Origin of the sequence: Phenylobacterium sp. LjRoot97, from assembly GCF_964254345.1 — a bacterium.
Taxonomy (GTDB): domain Bacteria; phylum Pseudomonadota; class Alphaproteobacteria; order Caulobacterales; family Caulobacteraceae; genus Phenylobacterium.
In genome coordinates this window covers 1352939-1370012 of the sequence record NZ_CAXUTH020000001.1, presented here as the reverse complement: position 1 = coordinate 1370012, position 17074 = coordinate 1352939, and the positions used below count along the sequence as shown (strand labels likewise).

Genomic DNA, 17074 nt, shown 5'->3' with positions numbered 1-17074 from the left:
GCCGATCAGGGCCGCATCGAGCCGGTTTCGATGAACCGCTGATGCCAGGAGAGCGCCTCGTTCAGCAGCGACGGCGACTGCTGGCCGTAGGCGTGCAAGCGGGCCCGAGCATAGTAGTCCGCCAGGGCCGGGCGATAATCCGGGTGCGCGCAGTTGGCGATGATCACTTCGGCCTTCTGCTTGGGCGAGAGGCCACGCAGGTCAGCCAGTCCCTGTTCGGTGACGATCACCTGGACGTCCTGGTTGATGTGATCGACGTGGCTGGCCTGGGGCACGATCGCCGAGATCTTGCCGCCCTTGGCGACCGAGGGCGTCACGAAGATCGAACAGTAGGCGTTGCGCGCGAAGTCGCCCGAGCCGCCGATGCCGTTCTGGATCCGCGAACCCATGATGTGGGTCGAGTTCACGTTGCCGTAGATGTCGGCCTCGATCATGCCGTTCATGGCCACGCAGCCTAGGCGGCGGATCAGCTCGGGATGATTGCTGATCTCCTGCGGCCGGAGGATCAGCTTGTCGCGGTAGAAGGCCATGTTCTCGTTGAGGGCGGCGGCGGCCTCCGGACTCAGCGAGAAGGCGGTGGCCGAGGCCATGCGCAGCTTGCCGGCGGTGATCAGGTCCAGCATCCCGTCCTGGAGGACCTCGGTATAGGCGGTCATGTTCTCGAACCGGCTGTCCAGCAGGCCGGCGAGCACGGCGTTGGCGATGTTGCCGACGCCCGACTGCAGCGGCAGCAGGTTCTCAGGCAGCCGCCCCTTGGCGACCTCGTGTTCGAAGAACTCGAGCAGATGGCCCGCGATGGCCGAGGCGACGCCGTCCGGCGACGAGAACGGCAGATTGCGGTCCGGCGCCTGCGTCTCGACGATGGCGACGATCTTGTCGGGGTCGCAACGGAAGTAAGCTTCGCCGATGCGGTCGTCGGGGCGCACCAGCGGGATCGGCACCCGGTTCGGCGGCAGGGCCGTGCCGTAATAGATGTCGTGCATCCCCTCGAGCGCCGGGTTCTGCCAGCTGTTGACCTCGAGGATCACCTGCTGGGCGCGGTCCAGCCAGGTCTTGTTGTTGCCGACCGACGACGACGGGATCAGCGAGCCGTCCGGCCGGATGCCGGACACCTCGACCACGGCGGTGTCGAGCGGGCCGAGGAACCCCTGCCAGGCCATCGGCGCGACCTGGCTGAGGTGCATGTCGAAGTACTCCATCTCGCCGCGGTTGATCTTCTCGCGGGCGATGGGATCGGAGTTGTAGGGCAACCGGAACTCGATGCCGTCGGCCTTGGCCAGGGCGCCGTCCAGTTCGGGGCCGGTCGATGCGCCGGTCCAGACGCGGACCTGGAACTTACGGCCAGCGGCGTGCTCGGTCTCGATGCGGCTGGCCAGGGCCAGAGGCACGGCTTTGGGGTAACCGGAACCCGTGAAACCGCTCATGGCGACGGTCGAGCCCGAGGCGATCAGGCTGGCCGCCGTCTGCGCGTCCGTCACCTTGGCGCGAAGCCTTTCGCAGCCGATCCGAGTCTTGTCCGCCATACGCGCCTCCACTGACAGGTCTGGCGCAAGCAATAGCCGGGACGCAGCGGCGTTCCCATGCGACACGCATGAAAACCGGCGGTCGGCGGACTAGGCGGCGGCGAAGCCGCGCCGCGAGCGCCGCAGCACGCTCCCGACCAGGCCGAAGCCCACGATCATCATCGCCCAGGCGGCCGGCTCCGGAACGGCGGAGAAGTCGCTGATGGTCAGGGCCACCGAATAGGGCGAACGCGCCGCCGGCGAGACGCGGAACACCCCGTCGAAGGTCGCGAATTGCGGGAAGAAATGCGAACTGCAATCGCCGGCCGTCGCCGGCGTGCAAGGCTTGTCGAAGCCGAGCGGCGTGCTGAGGGTCCCCGTCGCCACGCCCGGGCTGGTCTGAACCACGCAACCGCCGCCGAGCGAGCAGTCAAAGGCCAGGGAGTACTCGTTGCCCCAGACTCCGCCGATCGCCTCGTCCCACCAGGTCTTCTGTTCCTCGACGTTGCCGGTGAAGACCGCGTCGATGAGTTGAAGCCCGCTGAAGGTCAGGGTCGCGGTGGCGCTGTGGCCTTCCGGCGGCCAGTCGAAAGCGCCCGAGGCGTAGATGAAACCGTCGACATCAGGATCGGTAAGCGAAAGGTCCACCACCTGGGCGGACAGCGCCGGGGTCGCAAACAACGCCAACGCAGCGGCGACCGGGCCGCACCACGACAATGACTTCATCACAGCAGCTCCCTCTGGGCGCGTTAACCATTCGCCCCGCGCCAGAGGGAGTCAAGCTCGCCGAACCCGCTCAGCGAACAACGATAGCTTAGCCTTAGCGCCCCTTCCAGGCGGGCGCGCGCTTCTGGGCGAAGGCCATGGGCCCCTCGACGAAATCCTCGGACTTGAAGAGCGCGCTCACCGCCGGATAGCGGTTCTGGCCCTTGATCGCCGCTTCGAGCGTCGGCTCGTCCAGGCCTTTGTAGACCGCCTCCTTCGAGGCGCGGATCGACATCGGCGACAGTTCGCAGATCTGGCCGGCCCACCGCCGAGCGGCGGCCATCAGATCGGCCTGCGGAACCACTTCGTTGACGAAGCCCAGCGCCTGGCCTTCGGCCGCGCCGACGCGGCGACCGGTGAGGATCATGCCCAAAGCCTGCTTCTGGCCGATCATCCGCGGCAGACGGTGCAGGCCGCCGGCCAGGGCGGCCAGGCCGACGCGCGGCTCGGGCAGGGCGAAGGTGGCGGTATCGGCCGCCACGATCAGGTCGCAGGCCAGCGCGATCTCGAACCCGCCGCCCATCGCCACGCCGTTGACCGCCGCGATGAGCGGCTTGGTCAGGTCGAAGCGGGAGGTCAGCCCGGCGAAGCCCGATGGCGGGCTCTTCATGTCGCCGCCGGTGGCCTGGTGCTTGAGGTCGTTGCCGGCCGAGAAGGCTCGGTCCCCCGCGCCGGTGACGATGCCGACCCACTGGTCCGGATCGGCGGCGAAGGCGTTGAACGCGTCGTCGAGCTCGAAGTGAGCCGGCGAATGCAGGGCGTTCATCACCTCGGGCCGGTTGAGCGTGAAGATGGTGATCGGACCCTCGCGGTCCACGCGGATGAACTCATAGGCCATCGAGGATCCTCCCGTTGTCATGCGGCGCCCAGGCTCGCCGGGGCGCCGCTACGTCGGTCAAGCGTTCAGACTAGGCGTTCAGACCGGGCGCAGGCCGGCGCGATAGCGCTTCCAGTTCTCGACATAGTGCAGCGCCCCGCCCGCCAGCGCCCTGCCCTGCTCCGGCGAGATCTCGCGCACGACCTTGCCCGGCGCGCCCATGACCAGCGAATTGTCGGGGATCTCCTTGCCTTCGGTGATCAGGCAGTTGGCGCCGATCAGGCAGTTCTTCCCGATCTTGGCGCCGTTGAGCACGATCGAGCCGATGCCGATCAGCGAGCCGTCGCCGATGGTGCAGCCGTGCAGCATGACCATGTGGCCCACGGTGACGTTGGCGCCGATGGTCAGCGGATAGCCGGTGTCGGTGTGCAGGACGCTGCCGTCCTGGACGTTGGAGTTCTCGCCGATGGTGATCGGATCGTTGTCGCCGCGAATCGTCGCGCCGAACCAGACGGAGGCGTTCTTCTTGAGAATCACCCGGCCGACGACGGCGGCGTTGGGCGCGATCCAGTATTCATCTTCTTTAGGCAGTTCCGGGGCGACTTCGCCCAAGTTGTAGACACTCATCCGTACACCCCGTTTATTTAATCAAATGAGCCATTTAAGGATTCAGAAACCACGTTAGCATCACTCTAGTGATGCGATTCGAGAGGGGCGAGAGCCCTTCCGCATCACGCCGCGAGTCGGCGTCCGGTTCGTGGCCTGCGTTTGGGGCGGGGTACAAGGTGTCGCGTTTGCTACGGCGGGGTTTCCCGCCTGGATCACGAACCGAAGACGGACCTCCGGGCCGTTGCGCGCGGCCCCGCCGCACCACTGAAAACTTCATGGATCCTCGAGGGCGAGCCGTTTCGGCGTCGCCCTTTTTTCTTGCCCCTATGGAGGCCTAGATGACCAAGCGAGCTCTGAAGCGACAACTGCGCGAAGGCGCGTTCGACGCCGCCCAGTTCGAGGATGACGCGAAAGTCCGCCGGCTGCCGGTGGACCGGGCGTGGTCCCCCTTGGCCCATCACAACGACGATCGCGACCAGGGGTATCTCAAGACAATAAAAGCCAAGTCGCCGGGCCAGCAGGCGTTGATGGACGCCATCGACGCCAAGAACCTGGTCATGGCCCTGGGCCCGGCCGGCACGGGCAAGACCTACCTGGCCATCGCCAAGGCGGTGGAAGCGCTGGAGGCGGGACGGGTCGGCCGCATCGTGCTGTCTCGGCCCGCCGTCGAGGCCGGCGAGTCGATCGGCTTCCTGCCGGGCGACGCCGAGGACAAGCTCGCGCCCTACCTGCGGCCGCTCTACGACGCGCTGTCGGACCGGCTGTCGATGAAGCGGGTGCGGGCGCTGATGGCCGAGGGCGCCATCGAGATTGCGCCGGTCGGGTTCATGCGCGGCCGCACGCTGAACAACGCCTTCGTGGTCATCGACGAGGCGCAGAACTGCACCTACGGGCAGCTGAAGATGCTGCTGACCCGCCTGGGCTGGCATTCGACCATGGTGGTGACCGGCGACCCGGCCCAATCGGACCTGCTGCCGGAACTCTCGGGCCTCGGCCCCGTCGCCGACCGCTTCGAGGAGATCTCGAACATCGCGGTAGTGCGGCTCAAGGACGTCGACATCGTGCGCCACCCGCTGGTGGCCGAGATGCTGGGCGTGCTCTGACGCCGTAGTGGAGGCCGGCCCCGGATCACGGGGCCGGCGCTCGACCTGTTAGGGCAGGTCTTCGGCGAGGATCGCCATTTCGAACATGTACGAGCCGTCGCCGTCCTCGTCCTCGAAGACGACGCCGATGAACTCCTCGCCGATATAGACTTCGGCGGAGTCCTTTTGCTTCGGGCGGGGGACCAACGTGATCCGCGCGTTGGCGAAGGTGCCGCGCAGGTGGCCTTCGAGACGGCGGATAGCTTTTTCGTCCAGCACGCTGGGCTCCTTCGTAGATTTTCGCCGGGAACCTACGGGTTTTGCGCCGCACCGCAAAGCGCCTGCGCCCGAAAAAGCTGGGGACGCGGCCCTCGCGCCCGCTAGTCTGCCCGTCAAATCAAGGGGAGGACCGCGTGGCGGGCGTCGAGCTGGGACTGGTCGAGGGCTATTACGGCAAGCCGTGGTCATGGGCGGAGCGCCGGGCCGTGGTCGAGGCGCTGGTCCCGCACGGCTACCGATTCTTCCTCTATGCGCCGAAGGCCGACGCCTTCCTGCGCCGCCGCTGGCAGGAGCCGCATCCGCAGGAGACCGCTGACGAACTGCGGGCTTTCTCGGCCTTCTGTCGAGCGGCCGGCGTGCGGTTCGGGGTCGGCCTCAGTCCCTACGAGATCTACCGCGATTTCGGCCCGGCCGCGCAGGAGGCGCTGGCGGCGAAGCTGGCGCAGCTGGACGCGCTGGGGCTCGACGACCTGGCCATCCTGTTCGACGACATGCGCGGCGACCTGCCGGACCTCGCCGCCAATCAGATCGAGATCGTCCACTGGATCGCCGCGCGGACCACGGCGAAGCGGGTGATCGTCTGCCCGTCCTACTACACCGACGATTCCATCCTCGACCGCGTGTTCGGCCAGCGGCCGGCCAACTACCTGGAGGATCTGGGCGCGGGTCTCGATCCGTCGATCGAGGTGTTCTGGACCGGCGAGGAGGTCTGCTCGCGCGAGTTCAGCCCGGGCCACCTGGAACGCGTCGGCCGCCAGCTGCGCCGCAAGCCGCTGCTGTGGGACAACTATCCGGTCAATGACGGGCCGCTGATGTCGCCGTTCCTGCATCTGCGCGCCTTCACCGGCCGGCCCGCGAGCATCGGGCCGCAGATCGCCGGTCATGCAGTCAATCCGGCCTTGCAGCCCACCCTGTCGCTGATCCCGGCCATCACGCTGGCGCAGAGCTATGCGCAGGGCGAGGCCTACGAGTACGTCCGCGCCTTCCAGGCCGCCGCTCGCGAGGTGCTCGGCGAGGACCTCGCCGCCGCGGTGGAGCGCAACATGAGCCAGTTCCAGGGCTTTGGCCTGGATCGGCTGACCGAGGAGAACCTCGGCCGGATGCGGCCGCGCTACGCCGGCTTCGACCATGCGGCCGCCCGCGAGATCGTCGCCTGGCTGGACGGCGCCTACCGCATCACCCTGGCCGAGATCGAGGCGACTTGAACCGGCGCGCGGCCGGCGCCTAGAGTGATAGGACCGCGTTGGCGGAACACGCGAAAGACCTCCCCAGTGGCCGGCTGATCTCGTCCTAGACGACTGACCTTCGCCGACCGGCGCCACAGGCGTTCGGGTCGCCCTGCCGCACGACGATTTCCTGGACAGCCGCCATGGCGTTCTTCCGCAACTCCACCGTCAACCTGCTGAACCTGCACTACGGAATCCACGCTCTCGCGCTCAGCGGCGGCGGGGCGTTCTTCGCGGTCTATCTGCTGCGCGCCGGCGTTCCGGCCCATGGGGTGCTGGCTTCGCTGGCCGCGATCCTGATCGGCCGCTTCTTCATTCGCCCGGCGGTGCTGCCGCTCTGCAAACGCTTCGGCCTCAAGCCGATGGTCATCGTCGGCACCATCCTGACCGCCGGCCAGTACCTGCTGCTGGCCAGGGTCGACGGGATCGGCTGGCCGCTGTTCACGCTGTGCGCCGTCTCCTCGATCGGCGACACCTTCTACTGGACGACCTACCACGCCTACTTCGCCTCGCTCGGCGACGCCGAGCACCGCGGCCATCAGATCGGCGCGCGCGAAGCCATCGCCGCCCTGGTCGGGATCGCCGCGCCGCTGCTGACCGGCTGGGCGCTGGTCACCGTGGGAGCGGAGATCGCGTTCGGCGCGACGGCCGTCGTGCTCGCCTTCTCGGCCCTGCCGCTGTTCTTCACCCCGCCGGTCCCGATCGCGCTTGAGGCGCCGAACGCCTTCTGGTCGGCGCGCCCGGGCGTCGCGCTGTTCGTCGCCGACGGCTGGATGGCCTCGGGCTATCTGTTCGTCTGGCAGATCGCGCTGTTCATTTCATTGGGTGAGAATTTCGCAGCTTTCGGCGGAGCGATGGCGGTCGCCGCGGTCGCCGGAGCGGTCTGCGGGCTGCTGCTGGGCCGGTTCATCGACGCCGGCCATGGTCGGCGCGCCGTGTGGTTGGCGGCCGGAACGGCGGCGGCGGTCATCGCCGTCCGCGCGGCAGGCTACGGGCACCCGGCCATCGCCGTCGCCGCGAACGCGGCCGGCGCGCTGGTGGTGGCGCTCTACACGCCGACCATGATGACAGCCGTCTACAATCTCTCGCAGGCCTCGCCCTGCCCCCTGCGTTTCCACATCGCCACCGAAGGCGGCTGGGACGCTGGCGGCGCTGGGGGCGCACTCACGGCGGCCGCCCTGCTATGGGCTGGCGCGCCGTTCTGGGCGGCGATCCTGATGGGTCTTGTCGGCACCATCGCGGCCTTCGTGCTGCTGCGACGCTACTATTATGCTGCGCCGGCGCCCGCGCCTCAGATGACGTAGTCGTAGACCGCCTCGGCCAGGGTGTGGTCCATGCTGCGCGCCGGCTCTTCGCAGGTCGGGCAGTTGACCAGCCGCGCCGGCACGCCCGCGGCCGTGCAATGCGGCGGCACCGGCTTGAGCACCACCGAACCGGAGGCCACCTTGGCGTAGTCGCCGATGGTGATGTTGCCGAGCACCTTGGCGCCCGCGCCCAGCAGCACGCCATTGCCGATCTTCGGGTGACGGTCGCCGCGCTCGGCGCCGGTCCCGCCCAGGGTCACGCCCTGAAGCAGCGAGACGTCGTCGCCGATCACCGCGGTCTCGCCGATGACGATGCCGGTGCCGTGGTCGATGAACACCCCCGAGCCGATCTTGGTGGCCGGGTGGATGTCGACCTGGAAAATCTCTGACATGCGGCTCTGCAGATAGAGCGCGATGGTCTCGCGGCCCTGATGCCACAGCCAGTGGGCGACGCGCTGGGTCTGCAGCGCCTGGAAGCCCTTAAAGAACAGGAACGGTTGGACATAGCCCTTGCAGGCGGGGTCCCGCTCGAAGACGGCCTTCAAGTCCGCTTCGGCAATCTCGACCAATCGCGGATCGGCGCGATAGGCGGCGTCGGCCAGTTCGCGCAGGCTCATCGCCCGCAGCTCCTGATCGCCCAGTTTGCGCGCCAGCTGATACGACAGCGCCGCGCCCAGGTCGTCATGGCTCAGCACCACGGCGTTGAGCAGCGAGGCGAGCGCCGGCTCGGCCTTCGCGGCGCGTTCCGATTCCATGCGCAACGCAGCCCATACCGGCGGCGCGGCGGTGGGGTCGATCACTTCAAGGCGTTGGCTCAAAGGCTCCTCCCGTCCCAAAGGCGGTCCCCTATCCTAGCATGGCGCGCGCGAGCGACGCCGACAAAAGCCCTTCTCGGGCCATGTGGTACGCCCGAAGCAACATGGCAACCGTTAAGGCGTCGCGGATGTGCCCATCCATCGCGGCCTGGAGGACCTCGCGGAAGGGCGCGCGCACCATGGCGATGTCCTCGGTGTCGTCGGCGTGGACGGTCTCGGACGCTGCGCGCAGGTCGGTCGCCAGGTAGCCGATCGCCAGTTCATCGGTGACCGAGTTCGACAGCTGCACGCGCAGGATCTCGCGCCACTCTCCAGCCGCCAGCCCCGCCTCCTCGGCCAGCTCACGCTGTGCGCCGAGCAGCGGATCCTCGCTCTTGGGCCCGCCGCCCTCCGGGATCTCCCAACTGTAGTCCGCGAACGGAAACCGATGCTGTCCGACCAGCACCACCGAACCGTCCTGGTCGATGGGCAGCACCGCCAATGCGTAGTTCTTGAAGCCGACGACGCCGTAAAAGGCCGCGGCCCCGGTGGGCGCGACCGCGTCATGCTCGGTGATCCGGATCCAGGGGTTCTCGTAGGCGACCTTGGATTCGCCACGAAGCCAGGGCCTTCCATGTTCGGTCAGCCACGCCGGTTTTTGCGACATATTCTCAACTAACCTTGCAGATCGCGCCCGCGGCCCCCAATAAAGGCCCCCGACGATCATTCATCCCAGCGAGAAGCCCGTCTTGTCCATTGCACTTCCCGAAGCCCCGTCGTTCGGCGCCCCGGTCGACCAGCACCCCTGCCCCGAACTGCTGAGCTTCCTCGCCACCCGCCGCTCGGCCTCGGCGGTCACGCTGGCCGAGCCCGCGCCAGGCGATGAGGACGTCGCCGCCCTGATCCGGCTGGCCGCCCGCGCGCCGGACCACGGCAAGCTGGCCCCCTGGCGTTTCATCGTGCTGCGCGGCGAAGACAAAGCTGCGTATGCGGCGCGCCTGGAAGCGCTCGCCCAGTCACGCGGCGACACGCGCGCAGCCGCCAAGCTCGCCAAGCTGAAGATTCCGCCGATGGGGATCGCCGTGGTTTCGGCGCCGCGCGCGCACGACGTCCCCGAGTGGGAGCAGGTGCTGTCGGCCGGGGCGGTGTGCACGGGCCTGCTCTACGCGGCCCAGGCGCTCGGCTACGGGGCCAACTGGATCACCGACTGGTACGCCTATGACGGCGAGGCCAAGGCTATCCTGGGGCTCAATGCTGCTGAAAACGTCGCCGGCTTCATCTTCATCGGCACCGCAAAGGAATCGCCGATGGAACGCGAACGGCCCGACAGCGCAGCGCTGACCACCGTCTGGAAGCCCTGACCCGCGACAAGGGCCAAGAATCACGAAGGCCGGACAGCGATGGCCCGCTGCCCGGCCTGATGTGACACGCCCGAGGAGAGATGGGCACGGTCCTTATATCACGCAGGCGACCAGTCCGCTAGTCAATCGCGGCTCTCTCGCGTGGGACGCGAGACCGCGGCAGGCTCAGCGCCCCAACGCATTACAACCATTGCGATGTATTCAGCCAAATGAATACTCTCCGACGGCGAAGCGCATTCCAAGCTTCAACCGTCCCGACTAGGATTACCTGCGCGCAATGGCCCAGGACTTCTGATCAACCGCGACCGCGATACGTGGCCACACCCTGATCTGGCACCCAAAGCCCCTCGGGCGCAGGACCGCTTTGCCAGAAAACGTCGATCGGAATGCCTCCGCGCGGGAACCAATAGCCGCCGATGCGGAGCCAACGCGGCGCCGCGACCTCGACGATCTTGCGTCCGATCGCGACCGTGCAGTCCTCATGGAACGCGCCATGGTTGCGAAACGAGCCGAGATACAGCTTCAGAGACTTCGATTCGATCAGCCATTCGCCGGGGGCGTAGTCGATCACCAGGTGCGCGAAATCGGGCTGTCCGGTCACGGGGCAGAGCGACGTGAACTCCGGCGCGGTGAAGCGAGCCAGATAGAGAGTGTCGCTCTGCGGATTGGGGACACGCTCGAGGGTCGCAGCCTCGGGACTGTCGAAGCCCCGGACGTCACGGCCCAGCTGGGTCAGATGCAGTTCTTCCATCGCCGGGATTTATCTCGCCGCAAGGTTTGCGGCAACCGAGCGAACCGTTATCAGATCAAGCAAACAGACAGATGGGGAGAACGGCATGTCCGGCAGCGATTTCGAAGGCTTCGTGGTGGTGGTCACCGGCGCATCGACCGGCCTTGGCCGCGCCATCGCGGTGGAGACGGCCAGCCGCGGCGCGCAGGCGGTGGTCATCAACTACGCACGCAGCGCTGACGAGGCCAAAGAGACAGCCCGCCAGGTCGAAGCGCACGGCGCTGTCGCGGTGCTGGTCCAGGGCGACGTCGCCGACGACGCCGACTGCCGCAAGATCGCCGCCGCAGCCGAGCCCTTCGGGCGCATCGACGCCCTGTTCAACAACGCCGGCGTCACCAAGTTCGCGCCCAATCACGCCGACCTGGACGCCGTCTCCGCCGAGGACTTCCTGAACCTCTACGGCGTCAACGTGGTCGGCGCCTTCCAGATGACCCGCGCCGCCCGCGCGCTGCTTGAGGCCGGCGAGCGCCCCGGCGCCGTCGTCAACACCTCCTCGATCGCGGGCGTCGCCGGCATCGGCTCGTCGGTGCCCTACGCCGCCTCGAAGGGCGCGATGAACACCATGACCCTGTCGCTGGCCCGCGCCCTGGCGCCGAGGATCCGCGTCAACGCGATCTGCCCGGGCTTCATCGACACGCCCTGGTTCGACAAGGGCGTCGGGGCCGAACGGGCCCAGAAGATGCGCGAGGGCGCGGCAGCCAACACGCCGCTGAAGGCCGCTTCCACCGCCGAGGACGTCGCCGCCGCCGCGGTGTTCCTCGCCTCGCCGGGCTCGCGGCACGTCACCGGCGAGACCCTGCTGGTCGACGCCGGCACGCACCTTGGCTATGCGCCGCTGGCCATGCGGTGAGCAAAGGGCGACGCAATCTGGGGTGAAACCCTGACTCGCAGGACAGCCGTGGCGCCGAAGGCACACTCATTCGCCCAAAAGCGCGGCGCCACGCGCTGTTAACGCTCAAAAATCAAACAGCGATTACCCAGCAAAGGTGATCGGCTCCGCTCGCGTTGATCTGCCGGTCGGCCGCATGGCGATCTCGGTTCGACGGTCAGCTGGAGCCTGATCGAATAATGGGGATACAACGCTAATGAAGACTCTCACCACCGCGCTTCTGGCCGCTGCCGCCACCGTCGCCATGGGCGGCGCCGCCTTCGCCCAGGAGGACAGCGCGCTCGACCTCTCCTTCAACGTCGGCGCGGCCACCGACTACGTCTGGCGCGGCGTCAGCCAGACCGACGAAAGCCCGCAGATCTCGGGCGGCATCGACGCCACCATCGGCGGCCTGGTCTACGCCGGCACCTGGCTGTCGAACGTCGACTTCGGCACCGGCAACGACACCGACTTCGAACTCGACCTGTACGCCGGCATCCGTCCGCAGCTCGGCCCGGTCAGCCTCGACTTCGGCATCCAGTACTACGGCTACATCAACGCCCCGACCGGTTCGGACCAGGACTTCATCGAGTTCAAGGCCGCCGGCTCGGTTCCGGTCGGCCCGGCCACCGTCGGCGCAGCCGTGTTCTACTCGGACGACTTCTTCGGCGGCACCGGCAAGGCGACCTACGTCGAACTGAACGGCTCGAGCCCGATCGGCGAGAAGTTCAGCGTCTCGGGCGCCCTCGGCTATCAGGACGTCGACTATGACGGCGACTACACGACCTGGAACCTCGGCGTCGGCTACGCCCTCACCGACTACCTCGGCGTGGACCTGCGCTACCACGACACCAGCGAGCACGATTTCGGCGATCTCTATGAGAGCCGCGTCGTTCTGGGTCTTAAGGCCGCCTTCTAAGGGTCGCGAGACTTGAGGAAAAGGAGAGCCGCCTCGGCGACGAGGCGGCTCTCTTGCTTTATTCCCCGCGACTACTGCGGGAATTCGGCCACAGGTCAAAAAAACATCGTTCTCCTGCGGAGCGAAAACCTCGCCTTGGAGTTTCATTGGACGGTCGCGTTGACGCGTCTATGTTGCCAACCTTCGGACAGGACGCGGAGCACGATTCATGGAGCAGGTGGCCAATCGGGCTCAGACCATCGTCGCTGACGCCCTGATTGCAGCTGGCGCTTTCTTTCTGGCGTACCTGCTGGCGTCCGGTCAGTTCCTGGATACTGTTGGACCTGCTCTCCCTGCATTGAAGCTACTTCAGCTGATCGGAATCTATACCGGTCTGGCGGCGCTGTTCTCGACGTTGTTCCGCCGCGAGCTGTCGCCGTGGCGCTACGTGTCGATCCCCGACGCGCTGGTGCTGGCGCGCACCGCCTTCCTGACCGCCGGCGTCTTCCTGCTCATGGTGTTCGTGCTCAACCGCGCCGAGGGTCTGCCGCGCTCGGCCCTCGCCATGGCCGTGATCTTCCAGATGGTCGGCTCGATGGGCGCGCGCCTGATGCGCCGCGCCATGCATGAGCACGCCCTCGACAGCTTCTCGCCGCTGAAGACGATCAAGGACCGCGCGCCGACCGCCCCGTCACTGCTGCTGATCGGCTCGCCGGCACTGGCCGATTCGTATCTCCGCGACGCCGCCCGTCGGCATGACCAGGCGTGGACGCCGGTCGGCATCGTCAGCCCCGACGCCCGCGACCTCGGCCAGCAAGTGCGCGGCGTCTGCGTCATCGAAAGCCTGGGCAACCTGGACGAGGCGCTGGCCGATCTGCGCCGGTGGAACCGCTACCCCCGCGCCATTCTCTTCCTGGAAGAGCCCGGTCGTCTGAAGGGCCTGACCGCGAATCAGCTCGGCCTGCTGAAGAACGATGGCATCCGCCTGCTGCGCCGCCCCTCGATCGTCGAGCTCGCGCACCACGAGGGCATGCCGCTGCTGCCGATGCGCGAGATCAGCGTCGAGGAACTGCTGGCGCGTGAACCGATCGAACTCGACCGCGCCGCGGTCGGGGCCCTGATCCAGGGCCGCCGGGTGCTGATCACCGGCGCCGGCGGGTCGATCGGCGCCGAACTCGTGCGCCAGGTCGCGCAGTTCAACGCCGCCCACGTCACGGTCATGGACTTCTCGGAAACCTCGCTGTTCGAGATCGACCGCGAGATGGCCGAGACCTGGCCGCAGCTGTCGCGCACCGCCGTGCTCTGCGACGTGCGCAACTCCCATCGCCTGCACCAGGCTTTCCAGCGCGAGAAGCCGGACCTGGTGTTCCACGCCGCTGCGCTCAAGCACGTCTCGATGGTCGAACAGCACCCCTGCGAAGGCGTGCTGACGAACGTGGTCGGCACCTGGAACGTGACCGAGGCCGCGCGCGCCTGCGGCGCGGCGCAGATGATTCTGATCTCCACCGACAAGGCGGTCGATCCGTCGAACGTCATGGGCGCGACCAAGCGCCTGGCCGAAGCGGTCATCCAAGCCCAGCAGGCAGGCGAAGGCACGCGCTTCTCGGCCGTCCGATTCGGCAACGTGCTCGGCTCGGCCGGCTCGGTGGTGCCGATCTTCCGCTCGCAGATCGAGCGCGGCGGGCCCGTGCGGGTGACCCACGAGAATATCGAACGCTTCTTCATGACCATTCCGGAGGCCGCCCAGCTGGTGCTGCACGCCACCGCGCACTCGGCTGAAGGCGAAGAGACGAAGCACGCGCGCCTGTTCCTGCTGGAGATGGGCGAGCCGGTGCGGATCATGGATCTGGCCCGCCAGATGATCGCCCTGTCGGGCCATGTGCCCGGCAAGGACATCGAGATCGAGGTCACCGGTCTGCGTCCGGGTGAAAAGCTCACCGAGCTCCTGCTCGACGAGACCGAACGCTCCCTGCCCTGCGCGCCCAAGGTCATGGAGGTGGTGTCCTCCTCGGCGCTGCGGATCACCGCCAACCACCTGATCGAGCTGGAAGCCATGGCTCAGGGCGGCGACGTCGATCAGGTCAGGGCCAAGCTGTTCGACATCGTGGCGCAAGTGCGCGGTGAAAAGCCTTCCGCCCCGGCGCTGCGGGTCGTCTCGAGCGCCTGAGCGACGCCTAGGTCGTCGAGCGGACGTGACGCGGCCGCGCCGAGAGTATAATCGGGCGACATGGCGGTTATCCTGGTCACCGGCTCGGCCGGCTTCATCGGCTCCCACGTCGCGCATCGGCTGCTGGACCGCGGCGACACGGTCGTGGGTCTCGACAATCTCAACGCCTACTACGATCCGACGCTGAAGCAGGCGCGGCTGGCGCGGCTAGAGGCGCGCGACGGCTATCGCCATTCGGCCATCGACCTCGCCGACCGCGAGGCGATGACCGCCCTGTTCGCCGAGGCCAAGCCCGACCGGGTGATCCACCTCGCGGCCCAGGCCGGGGTTCGCTACAGCCTTGAGCAGCCCGCCGCCTACGTCGACGCCAACCTCGTCGGCTTCGGGAACATCCTGGAGGGCTGCCGCGCCGTGCAGGCCCAGCACCTGGTGTTCGCTTCGACCAGTTCGGTCTACGGGGCCAACGGCAAGCTGCCGTTCTCGGTGCATGACAGCGCCACCCACCCGATCACTCTCTATGCGGCGACCAAGCTGGCCAACGAGGCCATGGCGCACTCCTACGCCCACCTGTTCGATATCCCGTCGACGGGCTTCCGGTTCTTCACGGTCTACGGCCCCTGGGGCCGGCCGGACATGGCGCTGTTCAAGTTCACCAAGGCGATCCTCGAAGGCCAGCCGATCGACGTCTTCGGCCAGGGGAAGATGCAGCGCGACTTCACCTATGTGGACGACATCGTCTCCGGCGTCGTCGCCGCGCTCGACCGCCCGGCGCAGATCGATCCCAACTGGGATGCGATGGCGCCCGATCCCGCCACCAGCGGCGTCGCGCCCTGGCGCATGCTCAACCTCGGCAACAGCCAGCGGGTCGAGTTGATGCGCTATATCGAGGTGCTGGAAGAGAAGCTCGGCCGCAAGGCCCAGCTCAACCTGCTGCCGATGCAGCCGGGCGATGTGGCCCGCACGGAAGCCGACGTCACCGACACCAAGGCCGCGCTCGACTATGCGCCGTCGACGCCAATCGAGGTGGGGGTGTCGAACTTCGTCGACTGGTATCTCGACTACTATCGCGTCGGGGCGAACTGACGATCAGCGGCCGCGGGCCTGATCGCGCGCGGCGGCGGCCTCTTCCTTGGCCCGGCGCGCCGCCTCGCGGGTGGCGCGGCGTTCGGAGAGAATCGACCAGACGATCAGCCCGACTATGCAGGCCGCCAGGAACGGCAGGGAAAACTGGCCAAGTCGTTCCATCTGGAAGGGTCCTCACCTCGGCGTCGATGACCTAGTCGATACCAGGGTTCCGCGCCCTGGCAAGCGGCCCTCTAGAGTCGGAGGTCGGCCGCTCCCTGCGGGAACATCGCCTTGACGTCGTAGAGCACCGCGCCGGGCTTGCCCAAGGCGCGGATCGCGTCGACGCCCATTTCCTTGAACTCGTTGTGGGCCACGGCGACCACGATGGCGTCGTAGGCCCCCTGCTCCAGCGTCGCGACCGGGGCGACGCCGTACTCGGCCTCCGCTTCGGCCGGATCGGCCCAGGGCTCGTGCACGTCGACCGCGATCTCGTACTCGCCGAGCTCGCGGACGATGTCGATCACGCGGGTGTTGCGCAGGTCCGGGCAGTTCTCCTTGAAGGTCAGGCCCATGACCAGCACCCGCGCGCGGCGGACCTGGATCTCGCGGCGGATCATGGTCTTCACCAATTCCTGCGCGATGTAGCCACCCATGCCGTCGTTGATCCGCCGCCCAGCCAGGATGACCTGCGGATGATAGCCGGCGTCCTCGGCCTTGGAGGTCAGGTAGTATGGGTCGACGCCGATGCAGTGGCCGCCGACCAGGCCCGGCGTGAACTTCAGGAAGTTCCACTTGGTGCCGGCCGCGGCCAGCACCTCCTGGGTGTCGATGTCCAGGCGATTGAAGATCAGCGCGAACTCGTTGATCAGCGCGATGTTCAGGTCGCGCTGGGTGTTTTCGATCACCTTGGCGGCCTCGGCGACGCGGATCGAGCTGGCCAGGTGCGTCCCGGCCTGCACTACGGCGGCGTAGAGGGCATCGACGAACTGCGCGGCCTGCGGCGTCGAGCCGGCGGTGACTTTGACGATGGTCGACAGCCGATGCTGGCGGTCGCCCGGATTGGCCCGCTCGGGGCTGTAGCCGGCGAAGAAGTCCTCGTTGAACTTCAACCCCGAGACCTGCTCGATCACCGGCACGCAGTCTTCTTCGGTCGCGCCGGGATAGACGGTGGACTCAAAGATCACCACGCCGCCCTTGGCGATCGCCCGGCCCACCGTGCGGCTGGCCGACAGCAACGCGGTCAGATCGGGGCGCTTGTAGCGGTCGATCGGGGTCGGAACAGTGACGATGAAGACGTTGCAGGCCTTCAGCGCCGCTTCGTCGGCCGCAAAGCTCAAGCCGCTGGCGGCAGCCAGTTCTTCAGCCGACGTCTCCAGCGTGCGGTCGTGGCCGGACTTGAGCTCGGCGATGCGGTCGGCGTCGATGTCGAACCCGACCACAGGGTACTTCTCGGCCAGCGCCACCGCCAGCGGCAGTCCAACATAGCCAAGGCCGATCACGCCGATCGCGGCCGGCGTGCGGGTGAAGGGGTTCTGCAGCATCGCTGA

General features: G+C 67.5%; 18 protein-coding genes. 8 read left to right on the top strand and 10 right to left on the bottom strand.

The features are described 5' to 3' along the window. Positions 1-5: 5 nt before the first annotated feature. The 4 genes from ACSQ2H_RS06600 to ACSQ2H_RS06585 form a co-directional block, all read right to left on the bottom strand. Complete coding sequence (locus tag ACSQ2H_RS06600) at positions 6-1523, bottom strand: acetyl-CoA hydrolase/transferase family protein (protein ID WP_436060651.1); 1518 nt, start codon at positions 1521-1523, stop codon at positions 6-8. A 90-nt stretch (positions 1524-1613) separates the two neighbouring features. Next, the gene (locus tag ACSQ2H_RS06595) at positions 1614-2228 is read right to left on the bottom strand and encodes a PEPxxWA-CTERM sorting domain-containing protein (protein WP_436060650.1); all 615 of its coding nucleotides are present in this window, start codon (positions 2226-2228) and stop codon (positions 1614-1616) included. Positions 2229-2322: 94 nt separating this feature from the next. After that, positions 2323-3105: an enoyl-CoA hydratase-related protein gene (locus tag ACSQ2H_RS06590; RefSeq protein ID WP_436060649.1), complete on the bottom strand. Its 783-nt coding sequence runs from the start codon at positions 3103-3105 to the stop codon at positions 2323-2325. Positions 3106-3183: 78 nt separating this feature from the next. Continuing rightward, positions 3184-3711 carry a gamma carbonic anhydrase family protein gene (locus tag ACSQ2H_RS06585; protein WP_436060648.1) on the bottom strand — a complete coding sequence of 176 codons (528 nt, stop codon included), beginning with the start codon at positions 3709-3711 and terminating at the stop codon, positions 3184-3186. Between the two features lie 320 nt (positions 3712-4031). Between ACSQ2H_RS06585 and ACSQ2H_RS06580 the strand changes: the two genes are divergently transcribed. Next, positions 4032-4796 (top strand): PhoH family protein, encoded by a 765-nt coding sequence (locus ACSQ2H_RS06580; protein ID WP_183773747.1) that lies wholly within the window; start codon positions 4032-4034, stop codon positions 4794-4796. A 48-nt stretch (positions 4797-4844) separates the two neighbouring features. On the opposite strand, the gene ACSQ2H_RS06575 is transcribed toward ACSQ2H_RS06580, so the two are convergent. Then, complete coding sequence (locus tag ACSQ2H_RS06575) at positions 4845-5051, bottom strand: DUF3126 family protein (RefSeq protein WP_183773873.1); 207 nt, start codon at positions 5049-5051, stop codon at positions 4845-4847. Positions 5052-5188: 137 nt separating this feature from the next. On the opposite strand from ACSQ2H_RS06575, the gene ACSQ2H_RS06570 reads away from it, so the two are divergent. Together ACSQ2H_RS06570 and ACSQ2H_RS06565 are read left to right on the top strand one after the other, a co-directional pair. After that, positions 5189-6259, top strand: coding sequence for a beta-N-acetylglucosaminidase domain-containing protein (locus ACSQ2H_RS06570; protein ID WP_436060647.1), 1071 nt, complete (start codon positions 5189-5191; stop codon positions 6257-6259). A gap of 164 nt (positions 6260-6423) precedes the next feature. Beyond that, positions 6424-7584, top strand: coding sequence for an MFS transporter (locus tag ACSQ2H_RS06565; protein WP_436060646.1), 1161 nt, complete (start codon positions 6424-6426; stop codon positions 7582-7584). On the opposite strand, the gene cysE is transcribed toward ACSQ2H_RS06565, so the two are convergent. Next, the gene (gene cysE, locus ACSQ2H_RS06560; protein ID WP_183773741.1) at positions 7572-8402 is read right to left on the bottom strand and encodes a serine O-acetyltransferase; all 831 of its coding nucleotides are present in this window, start codon (positions 8400-8402) and stop codon (positions 7572-7574) included. The genes ACSQ2H_RS06565 and cysE overlap by 13 nt on opposite strands. A 28-nt stretch (positions 8403-8430) precedes the next feature. Beyond that, on the bottom strand, positions 8431-9045 hold the full coding sequence (locus ACSQ2H_RS06555; RefSeq protein WP_436060645.1) for an NUDIX domain-containing protein: 615 nt from the start codon (positions 9043-9045) through the stop codon (positions 8431-8433). An 82-nt stretch (positions 9046-9127) separates the two neighbouring features. Between ACSQ2H_RS06555 and ACSQ2H_RS06550 the strand changes: the two genes are divergently transcribed. Continuing rightward, positions 9128-9739, top strand: a complete 612-nt coding sequence (locus ACSQ2H_RS06550) for a nitroreductase family protein (RefSeq protein ID WP_436060644.1) — start codon at positions 9128-9130, stop codon at positions 9737-9739. A 295-nt stretch (positions 9740-10034) separates the two neighbouring features. On the opposite strand, the gene queF is transcribed toward ACSQ2H_RS06550, so the two are convergent. Continuing rightward, the gene (gene queF / locus ACSQ2H_RS06545; protein ID WP_436060643.1) at positions 10035-10490 is read right to left on the bottom strand and encodes a preQ(1) synthase; all 456 of its coding nucleotides are present in this window, start codon (positions 10488-10490) and stop codon (positions 10035-10037) included. A gap of 85 nt (positions 10491-10575) precedes the next feature. Between queF and ACSQ2H_RS06540 the strand changes: the two genes are divergently transcribed. The 4 genes from ACSQ2H_RS06540 to ACSQ2H_RS06525 all read left to right on the top strand — a co-directional run bounded on the left by ACSQ2H_RS06540 (position 10576) and on the right by ACSQ2H_RS06525 (position 15545). After that, positions 10576-11379 carry an SDR family NAD(P)-dependent oxidoreductase gene (locus ACSQ2H_RS06540; protein ID WP_436060642.1) on the top strand — a complete coding sequence of 268 codons (804 nt, stop codon included), beginning with the start codon at positions 10576-10578 and terminating at the stop codon, positions 11377-11379. Between the two features lie 235 nt (positions 11380-11614). After that, positions 11615-12316: a TorF family putative porin gene (locus ACSQ2H_RS06535; RefSeq protein WP_436060641.1), complete on the top strand. Its 702-nt coding sequence runs from the start codon at positions 11615-11617 to the stop codon at positions 12314-12316. Between the two features lie 208 nt (positions 12317-12524). Continuing rightward, positions 12525-14462 carry a polysaccharide biosynthesis protein gene (locus ACSQ2H_RS06530; RefSeq protein WP_436060640.1) on the top strand — a complete coding sequence of 646 codons (1938 nt, stop codon included), beginning with the start codon at positions 12525-12527 and terminating at the stop codon, positions 14460-14462. Positions 14463-14522: 60 nt separating this feature from the next. Further along, complete coding sequence (locus ACSQ2H_RS06525) at positions 14523-15545, top strand: NAD-dependent epimerase (protein WP_436060639.1); 1023 nt, start codon at positions 14523-14525, stop codon at positions 15543-15545. A 3-nt stretch (positions 15546-15548) separates the two neighbouring features. Here the strand turns inward: ACSQ2H_RS06525 and ACSQ2H_RS06520 are convergent, their stop codons facing one another. Both ACSQ2H_RS06520 and ACSQ2H_RS06515 read right to left on the bottom strand, forming a co-directional pair. Continuing rightward, a complete protein-coding gene (locus tag ACSQ2H_RS06520) occupies positions 15549-15707 on the bottom strand; it encodes a hypothetical protein (RefSeq protein WP_436060638.1) in 159 nt (52 codons plus the stop codon). Positions 15708-15778: 71 nt separating this feature from the next. Beyond that, complete coding sequence (locus ACSQ2H_RS06515; protein ID WP_436060637.1) at positions 15779-17068, bottom strand: nucleotide sugar dehydrogenase; 1290 nt, start codon at positions 17066-17068, stop codon at positions 15779-15781. Between the last annotated feature and the right edge of the window lie 6 nt (positions 17069-17074).